Consider the following 16,734-nt stretch of genomic DNA (forward strand, 5'->3'; position numbering starts at 1 on the left):
TCCAATAGAGTGTTTTCGGGCTATGACGAAATTGTCGATGAAGTTTCAAAGGCATGGAATCACTTTATTTCAATCCCGGATCGAGTGAAGAAAATGTGCAATCGGGAATGGATTAAATTGATTTAATCTTTATGCGGAATGGTATTAGCGATCTCTAAAATGGCTTACTTCACCTTGCGCTAATTCGTCTTTTATTAATGAACTTTACCTCTTCATTGTGCATGACGAATTACCACGCTGTTGGGTTTCGCTGCGCTCTACCCAACCTACGCCAGACCTTCAAGCTTTATCTTGCTAATAGACAACTCTGAAGTGCCTTGGCAGGGCTTTATTGCTTAGGGAGACTCTTACCCAAAAAACCACACCGCGCGGCTGTTCGCTGACATCTGAAAGCTGATAGCTCTTTTTATGTTGGGTTTCGCTTCGCTCTACCCAACCTACGCCAGGCCTTTAAACTTTCCCCTTGCAACTAGCAATTCACGACCCAATTTACCCTTTGTTGCAATTTTAATCTTGGTTTAGTACCTGAGCTATGTAAAACTATTTGCGTTTTTAAACCACAATCAGGTGACATGAATGTCTCAAATAAAAGCTTGGAAACTTATTAGCCTGTTTTGTTTGGTAAGCTTGCTTATGGGCTGTGAGTCGAAAGAAGAGCAGCTGAAACAAACAATACAACAATCCATAGAAAAAGCTGAAGTTGAATTAAATCAACTTGGTACAGCGCTTGATAATGGCTCTTTGCGTAATGCGACGATACTTAAACAATACGGCAAGGTGCTTGCTGAGCAGCAACCGCAACTTTCTGAGATCGCCCGTGTAATTAGTCTTGATGCCACTCGTGAAGGGGCTATTTATTCAGGTCTTACACAACGCTTAGCAGATGTGAAGTCTACTTATCTAATACCCCCTTATGAAGATACGCTTCATCAACTTGACCTCATTCGTGATGCTGCCAAACCGTCTTTATTTCAAGATGCGCTTACCGATCCTATCAATATGCTTGCCGATATGTCGCAAGGCTCACTAGCGCGGGTTGGTGCAATTAGTGAAGCTGCTGAAGGTGAAAGTGTTGGTAACCAGTTAGTTGGTAACCCTAACTATGGGCAATGGCAAACAAATAGCAGCGGTACCAGTTTTTGGGTTTGGTACGGTATGTATCGCATGTTGGGCGATGTATTCGACCGAGTTGAATATGGTCGCTGGAGCCGTCATAGAAAGTATAGCTATTACAATGACTATGGCCGTTATCGTTATTCGAGCCCAAAACAGATTAAAGCACAACAAACGGTAGAGACGCGGACTCGACAGTCTTATCAACGCCAAGGTAAACAATTCACTAGTCCGTATGCCACTAAGCGCAGTGGTGCATCTGGATTAAGCCGTAGCAGCTATACGCCGCCACGCACACGCAGTAGCTATGCTTCTAGCAGTAGTTACAGTAAAAGCTCTGGGTCATTACGCAACAGCTCGAGCAGAACATCACGTGGCATTAGCCGCGGTAAGTAGTGAAAAGAATAACCACCGGAGTTACAACACATGTATGAATTTAATGGAATAACAACTTGGTCGTTGCAAGCTTTAGCAATCGACTTTGCAATCATTATCGCTTTATTTGTCAGCCTAAAATTTATCAAAGGCTGGGTATCTAACTTACACGCTAATGATGAAATAACTGAGCGTGATAATTTTGCTTTTGGTATTAGCTTTGCGGCAGGGCTTGTGGCACTGGCTATTGTTCTAAGTGGCGTGAGCAGCGGCTCATTTGCACCAACCTTGCAACAAGAAGCATTACAAATGCTTGGTTATGGTGTGATGGCGATTGTACTTATTAAGCTAGGTCATTTCTTCCAAGACAAGGTAGCGCTTCGTAAAGTGAGTCTGCACGACGAAATCGTAAAAGGTAATGCGACTGCTGCATTGATTGATTTTGGTCATGTAGTAAGTGTGGCTATTGTTATTCGCTCAGCTTTATTTTGGGTGGCAACCGAAGGCTGGCATGGTATTCCAATTGTGATCGCAGCTTTTGCGATTGGCAGCATTGCGATGCTACTAATCAGTCAATATCGCGTGCAGTTATTCAAGCGTACTAATCGCAGTGGTGATTGCTTACAACAAGCGGTTATTGACGGTAACTTAGCCGTGGGTATTCGTTACGCTGGCTTTTTAGTGGGCAGTGCATTGGCATTAACTGCTGCATCAGGTATTGCTCCTTATGCGGCTGACAACATTGTAGCTAGTTTAGGTTACTGGGCATTAAGTGCAGCTGTGAGTTTAGTGGCTTTCATTTTACTACACTTAGTGACTATCAAAATCATCCTATCTGGTTGTGATATTTCAGACGAAGTGAACCGCCAGAAGAACGTAGGTGTAGCTGCTATCTCTGCAGCAATCTCATTTGCGATTGGGTCGACTATGGCAACCTTGTTAGGTGCCTAATTAAGTGTCTACTACAACAAACGCCCCAAGTAGAGCTCATCTACTTGGGCATGATTTCCTATTAATAACTGTTATGGCCGTACTCGCTGGGTGCGGCCTTATTTATGAATACCTGCTATCTCATTATGCTGGTCGTGTCTTAGGCTCGGTCGAGAGTGCCATTTATGCCATGATCGGCACCATGATTGTCGCTATGGGTATCGGTGCATTTTTAGCACGTTGGTTTAAAGATGCATTTACTGCTTTCGCGTGGCTAGAGAGTATTATTGCTTTGGTCGGCATGGGCTGTATTTTAGCGATAGCGAGTGTTATCGCTGTCAGTTATTCATTGCCGCATATCTTCTCCGAAATTTTTAACTTGCCTGCAGATACCGTACTTAATGGCTATGTATTTGAAAAGCTACAAGAGTGGTCACGTTTTTTACCCTATGTGTTTGGTCTGTTACTCGGGCTATTGATCGGTATGGAGATCCCGTTGATTGCGCGTATTCGTCAGCAAGTTTATGGGCGCTTTTTAGAAAATAATGCGGGAACTATTTACGGAGCGGATTATATCGGTGCCGGTGTCGGTGCTGCGATTTGGGTGAGCATTATGCTTGCGATGCCAATTATGCAAGCAGCGGCTTGGACGGCGTTGTTTAATATTATTGCCGGTCTCGTGTTTTTATGGCGCTATCATCAACATGTTCGCTTCGCTAAGTTACTGTTAGTTTGCCATGTGCTGTTGTTGGTGTTTTTTGCGTTTGTGCTCGTGCTTGGCACCAGCTGGATGAAAAACCTAAGTAATGTTTTATACAAAGATAAAGTTATCTACTCGCAAGCAACTAAGTATCAGCATTTGGTGTTAACTGAGCGTTTGAGTCGCAATCAGCCCAATGCAATTACCGATCTTTACCTCAATGGCCGTTTACAATTCTCAAGTGTGGATGAGCAAATTTATCATTCTATGCTTGTCTATCCTGCTATGTTGGCCTCAAATCGCCATGACCGCGTGTTGATCATCGGGGGCGGTGATGGACTTGCATTGCGTGATGTTTTGAAGTGGCCAGTAGAGCATGTCACCTTGGTTGACTTAGATGGTCAGTTGTTAAACTTATTTGGTAATGATGTTGGCGACTATGATGCGCCAGAGAAAATCAGAACACGTTTAACAGCGCTAAATAAACACTCTATGAGCGACCCTCGTGCTGATATTCGCATTGCAGATGCCTTTTTAGAGGTCGAAGCAATGCTTGCTAAAGGCGAGCGCTTTGACACTATTTTAATTGACCTACCAGACCCTAATCACCCAGATCTTAATAAGATGTACAGTGACTATTTTTACAATCATGTGCGTCAGTTATTGGCGCCTGACGGGGCTGTGGCCGTGCAATCAACATCGCCTTATCATGCGAAGAAAGCATTTTTGAGTATTGCTAAAACAATGAAAGCTTCGGGTTTTGGTTATGTTGAGCAATACCAACAAAATATTCCTTCGTTTGGTCAATGGGGTTGGACAATCGCGACTACCGCTGGCAAATCAGCAAGTCAGCGAATTCGTGAAACTAACGAATTACCGGTGCCATCGCGTTGGGTAAGCAAAGAATATTTATTGGCTTCTTTTGTGTTTCCGAATCATTTTTTTGAACAAGTAAACACGATTGAAGTCAATAGATTAGGTTCTGGAACCTTATATGATTATTACCGCCAAGCGTGGCAAGTTGAAACCGAATTGTACAAAAATTGATATTTTATAGTTGACATAATATGTCGGCTATGCAAATCTTAACTCAGACATAATATGTCAAAACGTAAAAAGGTGAGACATGGAATTAAATGAACTATCAATCAAACTGGCTTCTTTTGAAACAGAGGGTGTGAGCTTTGAGTCTTTCTTGATTGCCAACGAAGGTGAGCAAGATGTGTTACAAGTTATCGTCGATGGGAATGATGAGTTACCTATCTTTGTTACTCAAACAGAAGAGCAATTACTGTGTATTAGCTACCTGTTTGCTGAAAACGAAGTACAAGCAGATATGCGTAATGAGTTAAACGAAACGTTACTACGTTTAAATGTACCAATCCCATTAAGCGCATTTGCAAAAATTGATGATAAATACGCTATTTTTGGCGCGTTATCGGTTAATTCATCGTTTGATGATATTACCCATGAGTTGGTAACACTGGCAGACAATGCGATTGATGCACTTGAAGCCGTGACCATTTATTTAAACGATTAATTAGCAATTTCTGGAGTTAAGATTATGAGTATTTTAAAGAAACTATTTACAGCTGTACGTGGTGGCGCTCGTGAAGCAGGACAAGCAATTGTTGATGCAAACGGTATCCGTATCTTTGAACAAGAAATTGCTGATGCACAAAATGCCCTACAACGCGCTAAAAAAAGCCTGACCGAAGTAATGGCAAAAGAGATGCAAACGAAGCGTAAAATTAGCGCACTAGATGCATCAATTGCAGAACATGAAGCGTATGCAGGTCAAGCACTTGAAAAAGGCAATGAAGCACTAGCATTAGAAATCGCAGAAAAAATCGGTGATTTTGAAGCTGAGAAAGCAGAGCACGAAGAAGTGTTAGCTGGTTTTAGTAACCACATTGTGCAACTAAAGCAGCAAGTTAAAGATGCTGAAAAGTCGATTAAAGAAAATCAACGTCAATTAACAATGGTTAAAACGACTGAGAGTGTGCAGCAAGCAACAATGGCTGTAAACAGCACGCTAAATACGAACAGCTCATCAATGACATCAGCACGTGAGTCTCTAGAGCGTATTAAGCAGCGTCAGCAAGACCGTCAAGACCAGTTAGGTGCGGCTAAGCAACTAGAAGCTGATACTAATGGCGATGATTTAAAAGCGAAAATGGCTGAAGCGGGTATTGGTGATACCAACCCGAAAAGCGCGGATATTTTGGCGCGTATTAAAGCAAAACAAAATAGCTAATCAGTTAACGGAAAGACAAAAGGTAACCCACGCACTGGGTTACCTTTTTTGCTTCAACAAGGAGTCAGCCAATGTTTAACTTTTTCAAATCTAAAAAAGCCCCAGAGCGTCAGCTTACTGATCCAAGCCAATTACTCGTTGGTGATATGCTGACGGTGATTGATTCGTTCGCTTACCCAAGCTGGTTAAAAGGACAGACACTGCGTGTTATTGATGTGCAAACGTATCAGTACCAACGTAGTGCAGAGTATGAGTTGGTACTCGAGAGTGAATCTGGCCAAGTGGTTTTTTTGCAAATTGAATCAGATGACGGTGAGCAATGGGCAAATTTTGCGATCAAAATTCAACGCGACGATGTTGATGAGATTTTTACCCTTGATGAGTTCGCTCGTATTTTTGATGAAGACGAATTAACGGCGATTAATGTAAAAAATAGTCCGGAGCGTTTTAGTCACTTTTTAGCATCGAGCTACAAACAATCAGAAGCACCTTATGTGTGTTATTTCCATAATAAGGACTACCGTAATAAGCCTTTACCTCGTTATGAAGATGAAGGCGGTGAACCGTGTGAAATGATCTGTTTAAGCTCAGATGATGAATCGCATAGTTTAAATATTGAGATTTGGGAAGGCGGTGAAACAGAGGTATCACTGACGTTAACCAGACCAATTAGCGATATTGTTGACTTATTTCCTGGGGATGCCAAGTGAGTGATGCAAAAGCCAAATGGCAGCGTCAGGAGCAAGCCGTTAGAGCCACGCAAATGGCGTTTGATTTAAGCTCTGAAGTGCAAAAATCAATTAAGAAGCAAGCCATTGACCAAGAGCTTACGCCATCAGATATGATCCGTAAGATTTTGGAGCTCGACGTTAAGTCGAAAAAAACCAGACAGCGTTTATCGTTTAACTTAAATGATGAAGAGATTGCTTTATTGGCTGAGCGCTTTGGTGTTGCAGCCGATGATAAGCGTGCTGTGAAGCAGCGCGTGGCTGAATTACTCATTGAACACAGTAAAAAAAGCTAAGGTTTTGCCTTTACTTCTTTAAGCCCTTACACTGAGACTAGATGTTTTAAAGAAGTGGCATGACTGTGGATATTATTTTACTTGCGTATTTAGTTATTTTTGCATTATTTGGCACTGCAGCAAGTTACTTTGTTCGCTACATTTATGCTTACTGGGTGCATAATACAATGCAGGTTAAATACATATATAAGGCCGGGATTTGTATCATCAGCGTGGTGATAGTATCCGGCCTTATTGCATTATTTACTTAATCTCGATTGCTTGGCACTGCTGTGAAATACACAGCGATTGTACAGGCAGAACTGGTGAGCAATCGTTAACAGTTAATGCTTGATCAGATGACTTCTCAGCCGCTGTAATTCGCTCTGCAAGTTGCTCTGCTTGCTCTTGTGTGTTGTTTAACGTTGAATAAACCACATAGCGACTTGGGCCACCACATGCTCGCTCACCAACTTCTAACACTTTACATTGAAAACTCGCAGTACAGCTATTATTGCTAACGATATCGTTCAGCTGATCGTTTAAATCACCTAGATCAACGCGCGCAGAGCTACCCGACGTTGTTGTTTCGCAACCGCTTAAAGCAATGCTTGCTAACACAGTTGTGGTGATGAAAAGTTTCTTGAAAGTCGATGAACGAACCATTATTGCTTATTCCTTAGTATACACTTGCCGCTGAGCCTTCGATTCTAACACAAGTATTCTCAGAACACTGCGCACCCGGTGCGGTTAGATGCTGACAAATACTCATCATGTCGTTTGCTGCGTTAAATTGCTTTTCAAGGGCGGTGATATCTTTTGCAAGTTTTTCAACCTCAGCAGTGTCAGCTGTTTTGGTTGAATAAACAATGAAGCTACTTGGGCCGCCACAAGCACGACTACCTACAGGTAATACTTTACATTGGCTGCTGTTGTCACAGCTTGGATCATCGATTAATTGTTTAAGTTGCTCATGGGCAGAGCTAATAGTGGCTTTATCTGGGGCTGCTTTGGTCACTTCCTCAGCGTTTTTTATTTCAACGGCTTTTGGTGCCTCGACAAGTTTATTGCTGGTTGCCGTTGATTCGGCTTGCTCATTAGTTGCAGCGTCCGAGCACGCAGTTAATAACACAGGAAATAAAATTGCCAATAGTGGATAGCGCATAACATACCTAAAAATCGTTGAATAAGTACTCACTATCATACACATTGCTCAAAGCGGAGCAATAAAAACGTTTGCTTTCAGTAAGTAGCTCTGTATTCACAGAGCTACAAAAAGATAAAAGTTTATACCACTTTACAATAAGCGGGTATTACAAACCACCTTGGGTTAGTTTGGCGGGGTTCAGTAACTCGCTCAGTTCTTCGCGCGAAATATCCGTATGCTCTGCAGCAACATCAATAATAGGGCGACCTTCTTGATAAGCTAATTTGGCAATTTTTGCTGCTTTGCTATAGCCGATCACCGGATTAAGCGCGGTAACTAGAATTGGGTTTTTAGCGAGCGCTTTATCAACATTGCTTTGGTTTACTTTAAAGCTGGCAATCGCTTTATCTGCTAGTGCTTCACTACTATTTGCCAACAGTTCGATACTTTGCAAAATGTTTAAGGCAATCACAGGCAGCATTACATTGAGCTCAAAGTTACCGGCTTGACCAGCCACTGTAATGGTAGCGTCATTGCCTATTACTTGTGCGCTGACCATAGCGGCAGCTTCAGGGATCACAGGGTTTACTTTACCCGGCATAATTGATGAACCTGGCTGTAGAGCTTCAAGTTCAATTTCACCAAGACCTGCAAGTGGGCCTGAGTTCATCCAGCGCAAGTCATTGGCTATTTTCATTTGTGCTACAGCAAGTACCTTTAGCTGACCTGACAGCGCAACAATGACATCTTGTGAACCGATGTTATAAAAGAAGTTTTTACTTGGGCTAAAGCGAATACCTACATTCTCACTCAAGTGTTGGCAAAACTCACCAGCAAACGCTGGATCGGCATTAATACCAGTACCAACCGCTGTGCCACCTTGTGCAAGTTCACAAACTCGCTCGAGTGCTTGGCGAATACCAGTCATTGCATGATCCACTTGTAACTGCCATGCAGCCAGTGTTTGTGCAAAACTCACAGGCATTGCATCCATTAAATGAGTGCGACCGGTTTTAACAATATGGCCCACTTCGGCTTGTTTGTTTTGTAGGCTTTGACTGAGTTTATCGAGTTTAGGAAACAGCTCATAAATGATGTTAATAGCGCTACTTACAGCAATCGCAGTTGGGATCACATCATTTGAGCTTTGTCCCATGTTCACATCATCGTTGGGGTGAATGGTTTCGCCTGCAAATTGGCTCGCCAGCGTTGCAATGACTTCATTGGCATTCATATTTGAGCTAGTGCCAGAGCCTGTCTGAAATACATCAACAGGAAACTCTGAAAAATGTTTACCGTCAATGACCTCTTGGCATGCTTGCTCAATGGCTTTGGCTTTACCTTGGCTCAAATGGCCTAAAGCAGCATTACTTTGAGCGGCAGCTTGCTTAATGTAGGCGAGGGCGGTGATAAATTGCTTAGGCATGGCTAAGCCACTAATTTGAAAATTGTTGATAGCGCGTTGCGTTTGAGCTTGATACAACGCATTGGCAGGGACTTGTAGCTCACCCATGCTATCTGATTCGGTTCTAAATTGGCTCATAAACACTCCTAAATCGGGTTAAATTCTTGGCTGAGAAGGCACGCTTCTCGCTCCAAACTGAAATACTTTTCAATACAGTTATGAGTTTTGTAGTAACGCTTTAGCGCAAGTTGCGGTTTATAAAGCTGAGCCAAACATTGTTTACGAATTGCATTATGCACTAATGAATCACACATCTTTTCAAGTAGTTCATGAAAGGTGCGTCTTAGATACAGCTCTTGCAAAATAAAGTTGTGATGCTTTTCGTAATAGCGTGCAATGTTTAAACCCGCTTCAACATAGTTAGCAACAAGCGCAGGGGCATGTAACCCAGGTCTTTGGCAAACACATTTCATTTGCCGCTGATAATGGAGCATAGCATTGTGAGAGTGCATAGAAAAACCGATTAACTGTAATGATAATTGTTATCATTACAGTTAATCGGTTTTAGTGCAAGTCTTATATAATGAAGCTAAGACTGAATGGATTAACTGTGTGTGATTAATTGTAGCCGAGAATAAAAATCTGGTCTGTTTCATGTTTTTTCGGCGCCTGTACATTTTCTTTGTTACATTGAGAAAGAAGATCGATCACGGTTGCTCTGTCGTCACAACTTGTTAAGGCGGCTTTTTCGCTTTCAGCTCGTTCGCTGGCTGCAAGTGCTGCATCTACAGCGGTGTAGGGTGAGATATACATAATATTGCTCCTATTGATTAATTCACTTAAGAAATAGCATAAGCTGTACCAATATTGATCAATAAATTTAACTAGTTGAAAATAATGGTTTTATATTTTTAATTAATAAATTCACCGCGACTTTATTATTTATTTTTGCTTTACTGTTGTGCACTAATTACCAAACATGGTGCACTAATTTGTATGGATAAACCCTTCTCTCAAGCCTGTGAAAACAACAAATTACCTATTTTAAACGTATTAGATGCGTTCTTTTCTGATGTGACGGATGTATTAGAAGTCGGCTCAGGTACTGGGCAGCATAGTGTGCATTTTGCAACGCATTTAGCACATTTGCAGTGGCATTGTAGTGATCGCGAGGTTAATCACCCGGGGATTTTACAATGGCATCAAGAAGCTGATTTAACTAACTTGCATGCGCCACTCACACTCGACCTTAATGATCCTTGGCCGGTTGAAACAGTGAATGCCATTTTCACTGCGAATACAATGCACATTATTAGCTGGTCACTGGTGGAGCGCTTTTTCCAAGGTGTAGCAAAGCACTTAGCGCCAAAAGGTAAACTGTGTATTTATGGACCATTTAAGTACCAAGGTAAGTTTACCAGTGCCAGTAATGCTGAATTCGATGCGTTTTTAAAACAGCAAGATGCACATAGTGCAATCCGTGATTTTGAAGCGATTTGCCAACTTGCAGAGCAAGCTGGCTTAACCTTTGTTGAAGATGTGCAAATGCCAGCGAATAACCAATTATTGCTGTTTAAAAGGCAGTAAGCTTTCGCATTGGGCTTTATAGAGCGCCATATGTTGGCGTTCTCTAGTAATAAAATCACTAATGGCAGCTGCAAACTCAGTGTGTTGAATATGATGCAATGAATAGGTATTTACGGGCTTAAAACCGCGACTTATTTTATGCTCACCTTGCGCGCCAGAATGGAACTGCTTAAGTTTGTTGGTAATGCAGTATTCAATGCCTTGGTAATAGCAAAGCTCAAAGTGCAAACTATCAAGCTCATAGTTCGTTCCCCAGTATCGACCATATAAACAATTCTGATCTTTAAAACTGAGTGTGGCGGCAATCACTTCTCCTTGATACTTAGCGAACATTAACACTAGTTTGTCGGCCATGCTTTGCTGTAATAGCTCAAAAAAGGCGGTATTCAAATAACCATTGTGGCCTGAACGCTTCAAATAGGTTTGGCGGTAAAAATGACTAAATTGCTGCATGTGCTGTTTGCTGATGTCAGCACCCTCGAGCCATTCTACGGTTATCTGTTGTTCAGTTATTTTTGCGCGTTCTTTTTTGAGCGATTTACGCTTTCTTGCGGTGAGTGAAGCTAAAAAGTCCTCAAAGTCATTATAGCCTTCATTAAACCACTGAAACTGCACGCCATGACGTTGCATTACGGTGTCGCTAGTTAATGCAGTCGCTTGTTGCTGGTGGCAAAAATTTATATGCCAACCTGACCAGTCTAATTGCGCTGCCGTTGCTGTGAGTATGTGCTGAATATACGCATAGACTTCAGCGGGCTTATTGTGATTTATACTAATTCGTTGCCCTGCAATAGGTGTGAAGGGAACGCCACACAGCCATTTGGGGTAATACTCTAAGCCATGTTGTTGATAGGCTTCAGCCCAAGCCCAGTCAAATACATATTCACCATAAGAGTGGTATTTTAGATACCCGGGTAGTAAGGCTATAACCTGTTCTTGCTGGTAAATTGCTAGGTGCATAGGTTGCCAGCCCGACTCTTCACTCACACAGCCTGCTTGTTCTAAAGCCGCCAAAAAAGCGTGATCGGTAAAGGGCGTATCATAAAAAAATGACTGCCATAGAGCGGCATCAATCTCGCTTATTTGATTAAACCAGCGGTGGCTAAACTCACTCATTGTGCAGCCGATTCAATATCTTTGATAAAATCGTTGATATGCATAGCAAGCTTATCGAAATAAGGGTTAAACGTGAGTCGTGCAAAGGGTTTGTGCGCTTGTAAATTTTCGGCTGTGCGTTCACCCATCACAACGTCTTTTTGGTATTTGCAGGCTGTATAAAGCGTGTCGTCATCTAAGTAGCTTCCGCAATTGCGATACAATGCTGTGCGACCGTAGTAAGGGTTGCTGGGTTTATTAACAATACCAATATGTGACATTCCTTTGATTTTTTTACAGTCATCGGTGTCGCAGTCATCACGAATTATTTGGTAATCAGCTGGAAAGCTAGCTGGGATGTTATTGTCATCACCATAGTATACAAGCCGATCAAGCTGGTTATTCTTGCGCGTTTTTGGGTCGTGCAGCTTAGTTAAAATCTTAAAGGTCGCTTGGTTATCTATTGTGGTGTCAACATCACTAAAGGTGCTAAATATCGCTACATTAGGGAGGTGGCGATGACGTAGCTCATCAAGGCTAATACGGCTCATTGCTTCGTGACTAGCTGAGGCTGCACTAAATGGAAACGACTCATACTTGGCAAAATCAAGGTCCGCGTCTTTATCAATCCAATTCACAAATGGAATCGCATCGACCCATTTCGCTAGCCAACCGTTTTTATTGTGTGGCTCGCTTGCGGGTGAAAACAACATAGCAGCCGTAATTTTATTATCGACTGGGCCTTGAGTTAAGTAATCAATAACCAGTGCAGCACCGGTTGAGTAGCCCCCTAATATCACCTGATCAAAGTCTTTTAATGCGCGCTCAATGGCATACACGCTAGCCTTTTGCCAATCATCGGCATCGATGTCTCTAAGTGCTGCAGGAGCGGTACCATGCCCAGGGAGTAAAATTGTGCGTACCGTATAACCTTGTTGATAATACACTTGTGCAAGGTCGTGATAGGTAAAGGGTGAGTCGGTTAAACCGTGGATCAAGAGCACCGCTTTACGGCTATCGGCCTGTTTAAGTTCAAATGGGCTTATTAAATCAGCAACAGTTGCGTTAGCTGGTCGAGCGTCTTGTGCAACAAGTTGCTGATAGGTGTCTGTGTAAACAGGGCATGGCAAATTAGCACGCGGATTTTCGCTACTAATTTGCAGGTACGCAGCGGTTAAATAGTCACTAAATGCTTGCTCGATATTATAGCTAAAGGTGCTATGGCTGCGTGGTAATGGCTCTCTAAACAGCCCTTCGCGCTTACTTTTCATCATCAGTTCTTGGTCTTCAAGCTGAGTAAGGCAGGTTTGTTGCTGTGCCATTAATGAGCTGCTAAATAGACCACTGATGGCCCAAGAGATAGCAACTAAGTTGATGAATTTCATATTTTAAGCATCCTTTTAAAGCCTGTTTTTAGCTTATCGAGTTATGTTTTATTTGCAAGCAAGGTGCGTCAAGCAAGCGGTAAATGACGCTTAGTGAACGCTTGTTTTAAGACCACTGTCGATTCGATGTTAGCAATACAATCAATACTACCTAATTTATGTTTCACAAAGCTTTCATAGCTTTCTAAATCTGCGGCAACGATCTTCAGCAGGTAATCATAACTGCCTGAAATAACAGAACACTCAAGCACATGTTCTAGCTTCTCAACCTGCTGTTCAAATTGCTCAGCAGCGGCAACAGAGTTTTGGTTTAAGCGCACAAAGGCATAAACAGACACATTTAAATCAACGGCTTTAGGATTGATGGCAGCATGGTAACCACTGATCACATTTGCTGATTCGAGCTTTTTAATGCGGCGAAGGCAAGGGGTATCTGACAGGCTAACAGACTGGGCCAGCTCCGAGACAGAAGTTCTCGCATTATCTTGTAAAGCATTAAGTAATTGTTGGTCTTTTTTATCTAATTTCATTTTTATTTGAGTGATTTTCACTAATCTAGATGGATTCTAGTCTATATTTTGGCGATTAGCACTCATTGAACTCTGTTAACATTATCGCAATATAATTATTTTGGAGTGAGCCTGTGACTGAGAACACCAAGGCATTTGATAGCTGGCTTCGCACCCGTTTTGTTGAGATCAACAGCGAATTAGAAAAACTATATTGGCAACAAGACGATAAAGCGAATGTAGAGGGTGTCGGTGAGCACCTTAAACGTCAATTAGAGCAAGAAGGTAATGAGCATATTCGTGCTTTACTGGCTGAGGGCAATACCGATGAAGGCTTTGATAACGCCTTCGATTTATTAGGTAATGTTGGTTTGTATATGGCGGCATGCCGTCGACATGAAATCACTGAGCCTTCTCGTGAAACAAGTTCACCGCTTGTTGAAGCCTCTGCGTTGGCAATGCACATTGGTGCATCTATTGGTGTAACCCCGCGTTTTGCAACGGCGCATTTAACCACCCACAATAAAGCGGTTGATGGTTTGTATAAGCGCTTTACTGACCTTGAAGATGAGAAAATCTTTGTCGATTACAACACTAAGGGCATTTTAGCGTATAAGCGAGCGGCAGATGCTTTATTAAAAATTCAGCCATTAGGGATATCGCACCCTATCACGGCTGATTTACTCACAGTAGCAAAACAAGCGCTGCTTGATGTGATTGAGTCGAACAATACGCTATACAACAAGCTCGACACAGACCGCTTTTTCTATTGTGTACGTCCGTATTACAAGCCGTATCGAGTAGGTAAAGAGGTATATCGAGGTGCGAATGCCGGTGATTTTGCGGGCATTAATGTCATCGATTTATTACTTGGTCTTTGCTTTGCTAATGAACCTAGTTACTCGCAAATGCTGGTGGATAAATTCTTGTATATGATGCCTGAAGATCAGCAGATCCTGCGTGAAAGCATGCGTATGACAAGTATTATGGATGACTTCTTAGCTGCAGAAACTGAGCGTGATAGCGAATGGTTACAAACTAACTTAAAGCTGTTCATTCAAGTGTGTAAACTGCATGGTGATACTGCCATTGGCCACCATAATCAATTGGTCAGTAAATACATTGCGCAGCCTTCACAGCAAATGCAGCAACAACATATGGATAAAGTCACAGCCAGTGGGCCGCCTTTGCATGTGTTACTAAACTCACTAGAGCAGCTGCGTGATCGCCGTGCGGCAGCAAAGCGGGATGATATTCGCACCCGTTTCGATGACTTAACTAAGTTAAAACAGTGGATTAATTAATGAACAAAAACGATTTTGTAATTCCACAAGGCAGCTATTTGCTTAACCATTCTGTGGGGCGACCATTAAAATCTGCTGAGCAGCATTTTCATCAGCAGTTTTTTGCCGCTTGGCAAAATGAAAATAAAGAGCCATGGCAACAGTGGCTGCAAGGTGTTGAGGCGTTTACGAGTAGTCTCGCTAAATTATTTAACTCGCACAGTGAGCTATTTTGCCCACAAGTTAACTTATCGAGTGGTTTAACCAAGCTGTTGATGTCGCACCCGCGACTGCAACAAGAAAATTGCAAAGTGTTGATGGCAGAAAGTGACTTTCCAAGCATGGGTTTTGCGATGCAAAAAGCCCTACCTGAAAGTGCTGAAATCGTGTTTATTGGTAAGCATGAAGACTTAACCGATGCGCAGGTTTGGCAGTCATATTTAGCGAAAAATGATATTGATTTAGTCTTTATTAGCCATGTTTATTCAAACACGGGTCAGCAAGCGCCTATTCACGAAATTATAAATATCGCGAAACAACACAACGCATTGAGCTTACTTGATGTTGCACAGTCTGCGGGCATTTTAGAGGTCGACTTAACTAAGCTTGATGCCGATTTTATGTTGGGCTCGAGTGTCAAATGGCTATGTGGTGGACCGGGTGCTGCTTATTTATGGGTTAACCGCAAGCAGCTATCACTTTGTCAGCCACAAGATGTTGGCTGGTTTTCTCATCAAAATCCGTTTGAGTTTGATATTAAGCACTTTGCTTATCATCAAACCGCGTTGCGCTTTTGGGGCGGTACCCCTTCAGTTGCACCTTATATTTTGGCTTCGCATAGTATTAATTACTTTGCTGATCTTGGTATTGAGAAAGTACGCGCTCATAACTTAGCAATGCTCGCGCAGTTTCATGATCAATTAGCTGATTATATGCGTTCACCAATACAGGATGACAAATGTTCTGGAACAGCCATTATGCATTTTGGTGAGCAACAAGCGGCTGTAAAAGCTGCGCTTATTGCAGCGAATATTGCAGTTGATGAACGTCACTTAGGCTTAAGAGTCTCTGCTCATATTTATAATGATCAGCAGGATATAGATACTTTTATCACAACTGTGAAAAGGGCCTTATAACAAAACGCTTAATTAAGTGTTATTGCGAGTTGGTATTACGTTAAGAGCTTGTCGAGCCTTTGCTTTGACAGAACGCCAGTGCGTCATTGGTTTTTCGGGGACCAGCGCTAAAATTTGCTCAAAGTCGATGTCATCAATACTAACTTCGTTACTGTGGGCAAACATAATTCGTTTTGGTTGCAGCGCTTTTAGCATCAACAAAGAGTTTAAATACAGCTTTGGGTAAAAAACAGGAAAGGGTGGCACAAGCTGCCCTTTTACTTTTACTAATAAATCAGCAATGTAAATTCGCTCGCTAGGAATATGATACAGACTAATATCTCGGTCGGTATGACCTGGGCTATGCAGTGCTTGCCAATCGTCAAAGCCGGGTAGGGTTGCATCAGTGGCAAGGTAATAGTCAGCATCTAAATGGCGGCTGTACCAAAGATTATGGCGTTTTTTATTTAACCTACCGGCGACCCACCAAGCCAAAGCAATATCGGTTAAATGCATTAAGAAACCATCAATGCCTCTATACCATTGCCCAGGGGCGTTCGACGTCGCTATTTTTCCACCGCTTAACTTTCTTAATGCATGCGCTCCACCGGCATGATCTGGGTGCATATGGGTGACTACTATTAGTTTTAAGTCTGTGATGGGGCGCTTGAGTTGTTCGGTAATATAGTCAAATACAGTATCAACATCAGCACGGCAACAACCATCAAGTAGCATCAATTTATCTGGGTATTCAACCAAATAGATATTTTGGATATAACCTTCGAGCGTATGAATTTGCAAAACGATTGATCCCTAAACTTAATCAGCAA

Annotated in this window: 20 protein-coding genes; 11 read left to right on the forward strand and 9 right to left on the reverse strand. The window is 42.2% G+C overall.

The window, feature by feature from the left end; genetic code table 11:
- Positions 1–576 precede the first annotated feature (576 nt).
- From IRQ78_RS17930 to IRQ78_RS17965, 8 genes are all read left to right on the forward strand, one after another.
- Positions 577–1,509, forward strand: coding sequence for a CHAD domain-containing protein (locus tag IRQ78_RS17930; RefSeq protein WP_194442834.1), 933 nt, complete (start codon positions 577–579; stop codon positions 1,507–1,509).
- Between the two features lie 30 nt (positions 1,510–1,539).
- Entirely contained in the window at positions 1,540–2,439 is a 900-nt protein-coding gene (locus IRQ78_RS17935) for a DUF350 domain-containing protein (RefSeq protein ID WP_062566277.1), read from the forward strand.
- Positions 2,440–2,512: 73 nt separating this feature from the next.
- Positions 2,513–4,165, forward strand: coding sequence for a polyamine aminopropyltransferase (locus tag IRQ78_RS17940; RefSeq protein ID WP_228482684.1), 1,653 nt, complete (start codon positions 2,513–2,515; stop codon positions 4,163–4,165).
- A gap of 79 nt (positions 4,166–4,244) precedes the next feature.
- Complete coding sequence (locus tag IRQ78_RS17945; RefSeq protein WP_054563728.1) at positions 4,245–4,658, forward strand: YjfI family protein; 414 nt, start codon at positions 4,245–4,247, stop codon at positions 4,656–4,658.
- 24 nt (positions 4,659–4,682) lie between these two features.
- Positions 4,683–5,375: a PspA/IM30 family protein gene (locus IRQ78_RS17950; protein WP_054563727.1), complete on the forward strand. Its 693-nt coding sequence runs from the start codon at positions 4,683–4,685 to the stop codon at positions 5,373–5,375.
- Between the two features lie 71 nt (positions 5,376–5,446).
- Positions 5,447–6,085, forward strand: a complete 639-nt coding sequence (locus IRQ78_RS17955; RefSeq protein WP_194442836.1) for a hypothetical protein — start codon at positions 5,447–5,449, stop codon at positions 6,083–6,085.
- Positions 6,082–6,399 (forward strand): hypothetical protein, encoded by a 318-nt coding sequence (locus IRQ78_RS17960; protein WP_054554605.1) that lies wholly within the window; start codon positions 6,082–6,084, stop codon positions 6,397–6,399. Before IRQ78_RS17955 ends, IRQ78_RS17960 begins: the two co-directional genes overlap by 4 nt.
- Before the next feature lie 65 nt (positions 6,400–6,464).
- Entirely contained in the window at positions 6,465–6,650 is a 186-nt protein-coding gene (locus IRQ78_RS17965) for a hypothetical protein (RefSeq protein ID WP_054554683.1), read from the forward strand.
- Here IRQ78_RS17965 and IRQ78_RS17970 read toward each other — a convergent pair.
- The 5 genes from IRQ78_RS17970 to IRQ78_RS17990 all read right to left on the reverse strand — a co-directional run bounded on the left by IRQ78_RS17970 (position 6,643) and on the right by IRQ78_RS17990 (position 9,743).
- A complete protein-coding gene (locus IRQ78_RS17970; protein WP_058585357.1) occupies positions 6,643–7,044 on the reverse strand; it encodes a hypothetical protein in 402 nt (133 codons plus the stop codon). The genes IRQ78_RS17965 and IRQ78_RS17970 overlap by 8 nt on opposite strands.
- Positions 7,045–7,057: 13 nt before the next feature.
- Positions 7,058–7,543: a hypothetical protein gene (locus IRQ78_RS17975; protein WP_054554607.1), complete on the reverse strand. Its 486-nt coding sequence runs from the start codon at positions 7,541–7,543 to the stop codon at positions 7,058–7,060.
- A gap of 148 nt (positions 7,544–7,691) precedes the next feature.
- The gene (locus IRQ78_RS17980; protein ID WP_138598928.1) at positions 7,692–9,068 is read right to left on the reverse strand and encodes a class II fumarate hydratase; all 1,377 of its coding nucleotides are present in this window, start codon (positions 9,066–9,068) and stop codon (positions 7,692–7,694) included.
- 8 nt (positions 9,069–9,076) lie between these two features.
- Entirely contained in the window at positions 9,077–9,403 is a 327-nt protein-coding gene (locus IRQ78_RS17985; RefSeq protein WP_058585360.1) for a hypothetical protein, read from the reverse strand.
- A gap of 145 nt (positions 9,404–9,548) precedes the next feature.
- A complete protein-coding gene (locus IRQ78_RS17990; protein ID WP_054554610.1) occupies positions 9,549–9,743 on the reverse strand; it encodes a hypothetical protein in 195 nt (64 codons plus the stop codon).
- Between the two features lie 183 nt (positions 9,744–9,926).
- Here IRQ78_RS17990 and IRQ78_RS17995 point away from each other — a divergent pair, with 183 nt between their 5' ends.
- The gene (locus IRQ78_RS17995) at positions 9,927–10,517 is read left to right on the forward strand and encodes a DUF938 domain-containing protein (RefSeq protein WP_194442837.1); all 591 of its coding nucleotides are present in this window, start codon (positions 9,927–9,929) and stop codon (positions 10,515–10,517) included.
- On the opposite strand, the gene IRQ78_RS18000 is transcribed toward IRQ78_RS17995, so the two are convergent.
- From IRQ78_RS18000 to IRQ78_RS18010, 3 genes are all read right to left on the reverse strand, one after another.
- On the reverse strand, positions 10,494–11,633 hold the full coding sequence (locus IRQ78_RS18000; protein ID WP_194442838.1) for a GNAT family N-acetyltransferase: 1,140 nt from the start codon (positions 11,631–11,633) through the stop codon (positions 10,494–10,496). The two genes, IRQ78_RS17995 and IRQ78_RS18000, sit on opposite strands and share 24 nt — an antisense overlap.
- The gene (locus IRQ78_RS18005) at positions 11,630–12,997 is read right to left on the reverse strand and encodes an alpha/beta hydrolase (RefSeq protein WP_194442839.1); all 1,368 of its coding nucleotides are present in this window, start codon (positions 12,995–12,997) and stop codon (positions 11,630–11,632) included. The genes IRQ78_RS18000 and IRQ78_RS18005 overlap by 4 nt, the downstream gene beginning before the upstream one ends.
- A gap of 68 nt (positions 12,998–13,065) precedes the next feature.
- Complete coding sequence (locus IRQ78_RS18010) at positions 13,066–13,527, reverse strand: Lrp/AsnC family transcriptional regulator (protein ID WP_054554614.1); 462 nt, start codon at positions 13,525–13,527, stop codon at positions 13,066–13,068.
- 113 nt (positions 13,528–13,640) lie between these two features.
- Between IRQ78_RS18010 and IRQ78_RS18015 the strand changes: the two genes are divergently transcribed.
- Together IRQ78_RS18015 and IRQ78_RS18020 are read left to right on the forward strand one after the other, a co-directional pair.
- Positions 13,641–14,810 carry a PrnB family protein gene (locus tag IRQ78_RS18015; RefSeq protein ID WP_194442840.1) on the forward strand — a complete coding sequence of 390 codons (1,170 nt, stop codon included), beginning with the start codon at positions 13,641–13,643 and terminating at the stop codon, positions 14,808–14,810.
- A complete protein-coding gene (locus IRQ78_RS18020) occupies positions 14,810–15,925 on the forward strand; it encodes an aminotransferase class V-fold PLP-dependent enzyme (protein ID WP_194442841.1) in 1,116 nt (371 codons plus the stop codon). The genes IRQ78_RS18015 and IRQ78_RS18020 overlap by 1 nt, the downstream gene beginning before the upstream one ends.
- Positions 15,926–15,937: 12 nt before the next feature.
- Here the strand turns inward: IRQ78_RS18020 and IRQ78_RS18025 are convergent, their stop codons facing one another.
- On the reverse strand, positions 15,938–16,705 hold the full coding sequence (locus IRQ78_RS18025; RefSeq protein ID WP_054554617.1) for an MBL fold metallo-hydrolase: 768 nt from the start codon (positions 16,703–16,705) through the stop codon (positions 15,938–15,940).
- Positions 16,706–16,734 lie beyond the last annotated feature (29 nt).

The sequence above is a fragment of the Pseudoalteromonas simplex genome (assembly GCF_015278155.1).
GTDB lineage: Bacteria > Pseudomonadota > Gammaproteobacteria > Enterobacterales > Alteromonadaceae > Pseudoalteromonas > Pseudoalteromonas simplex.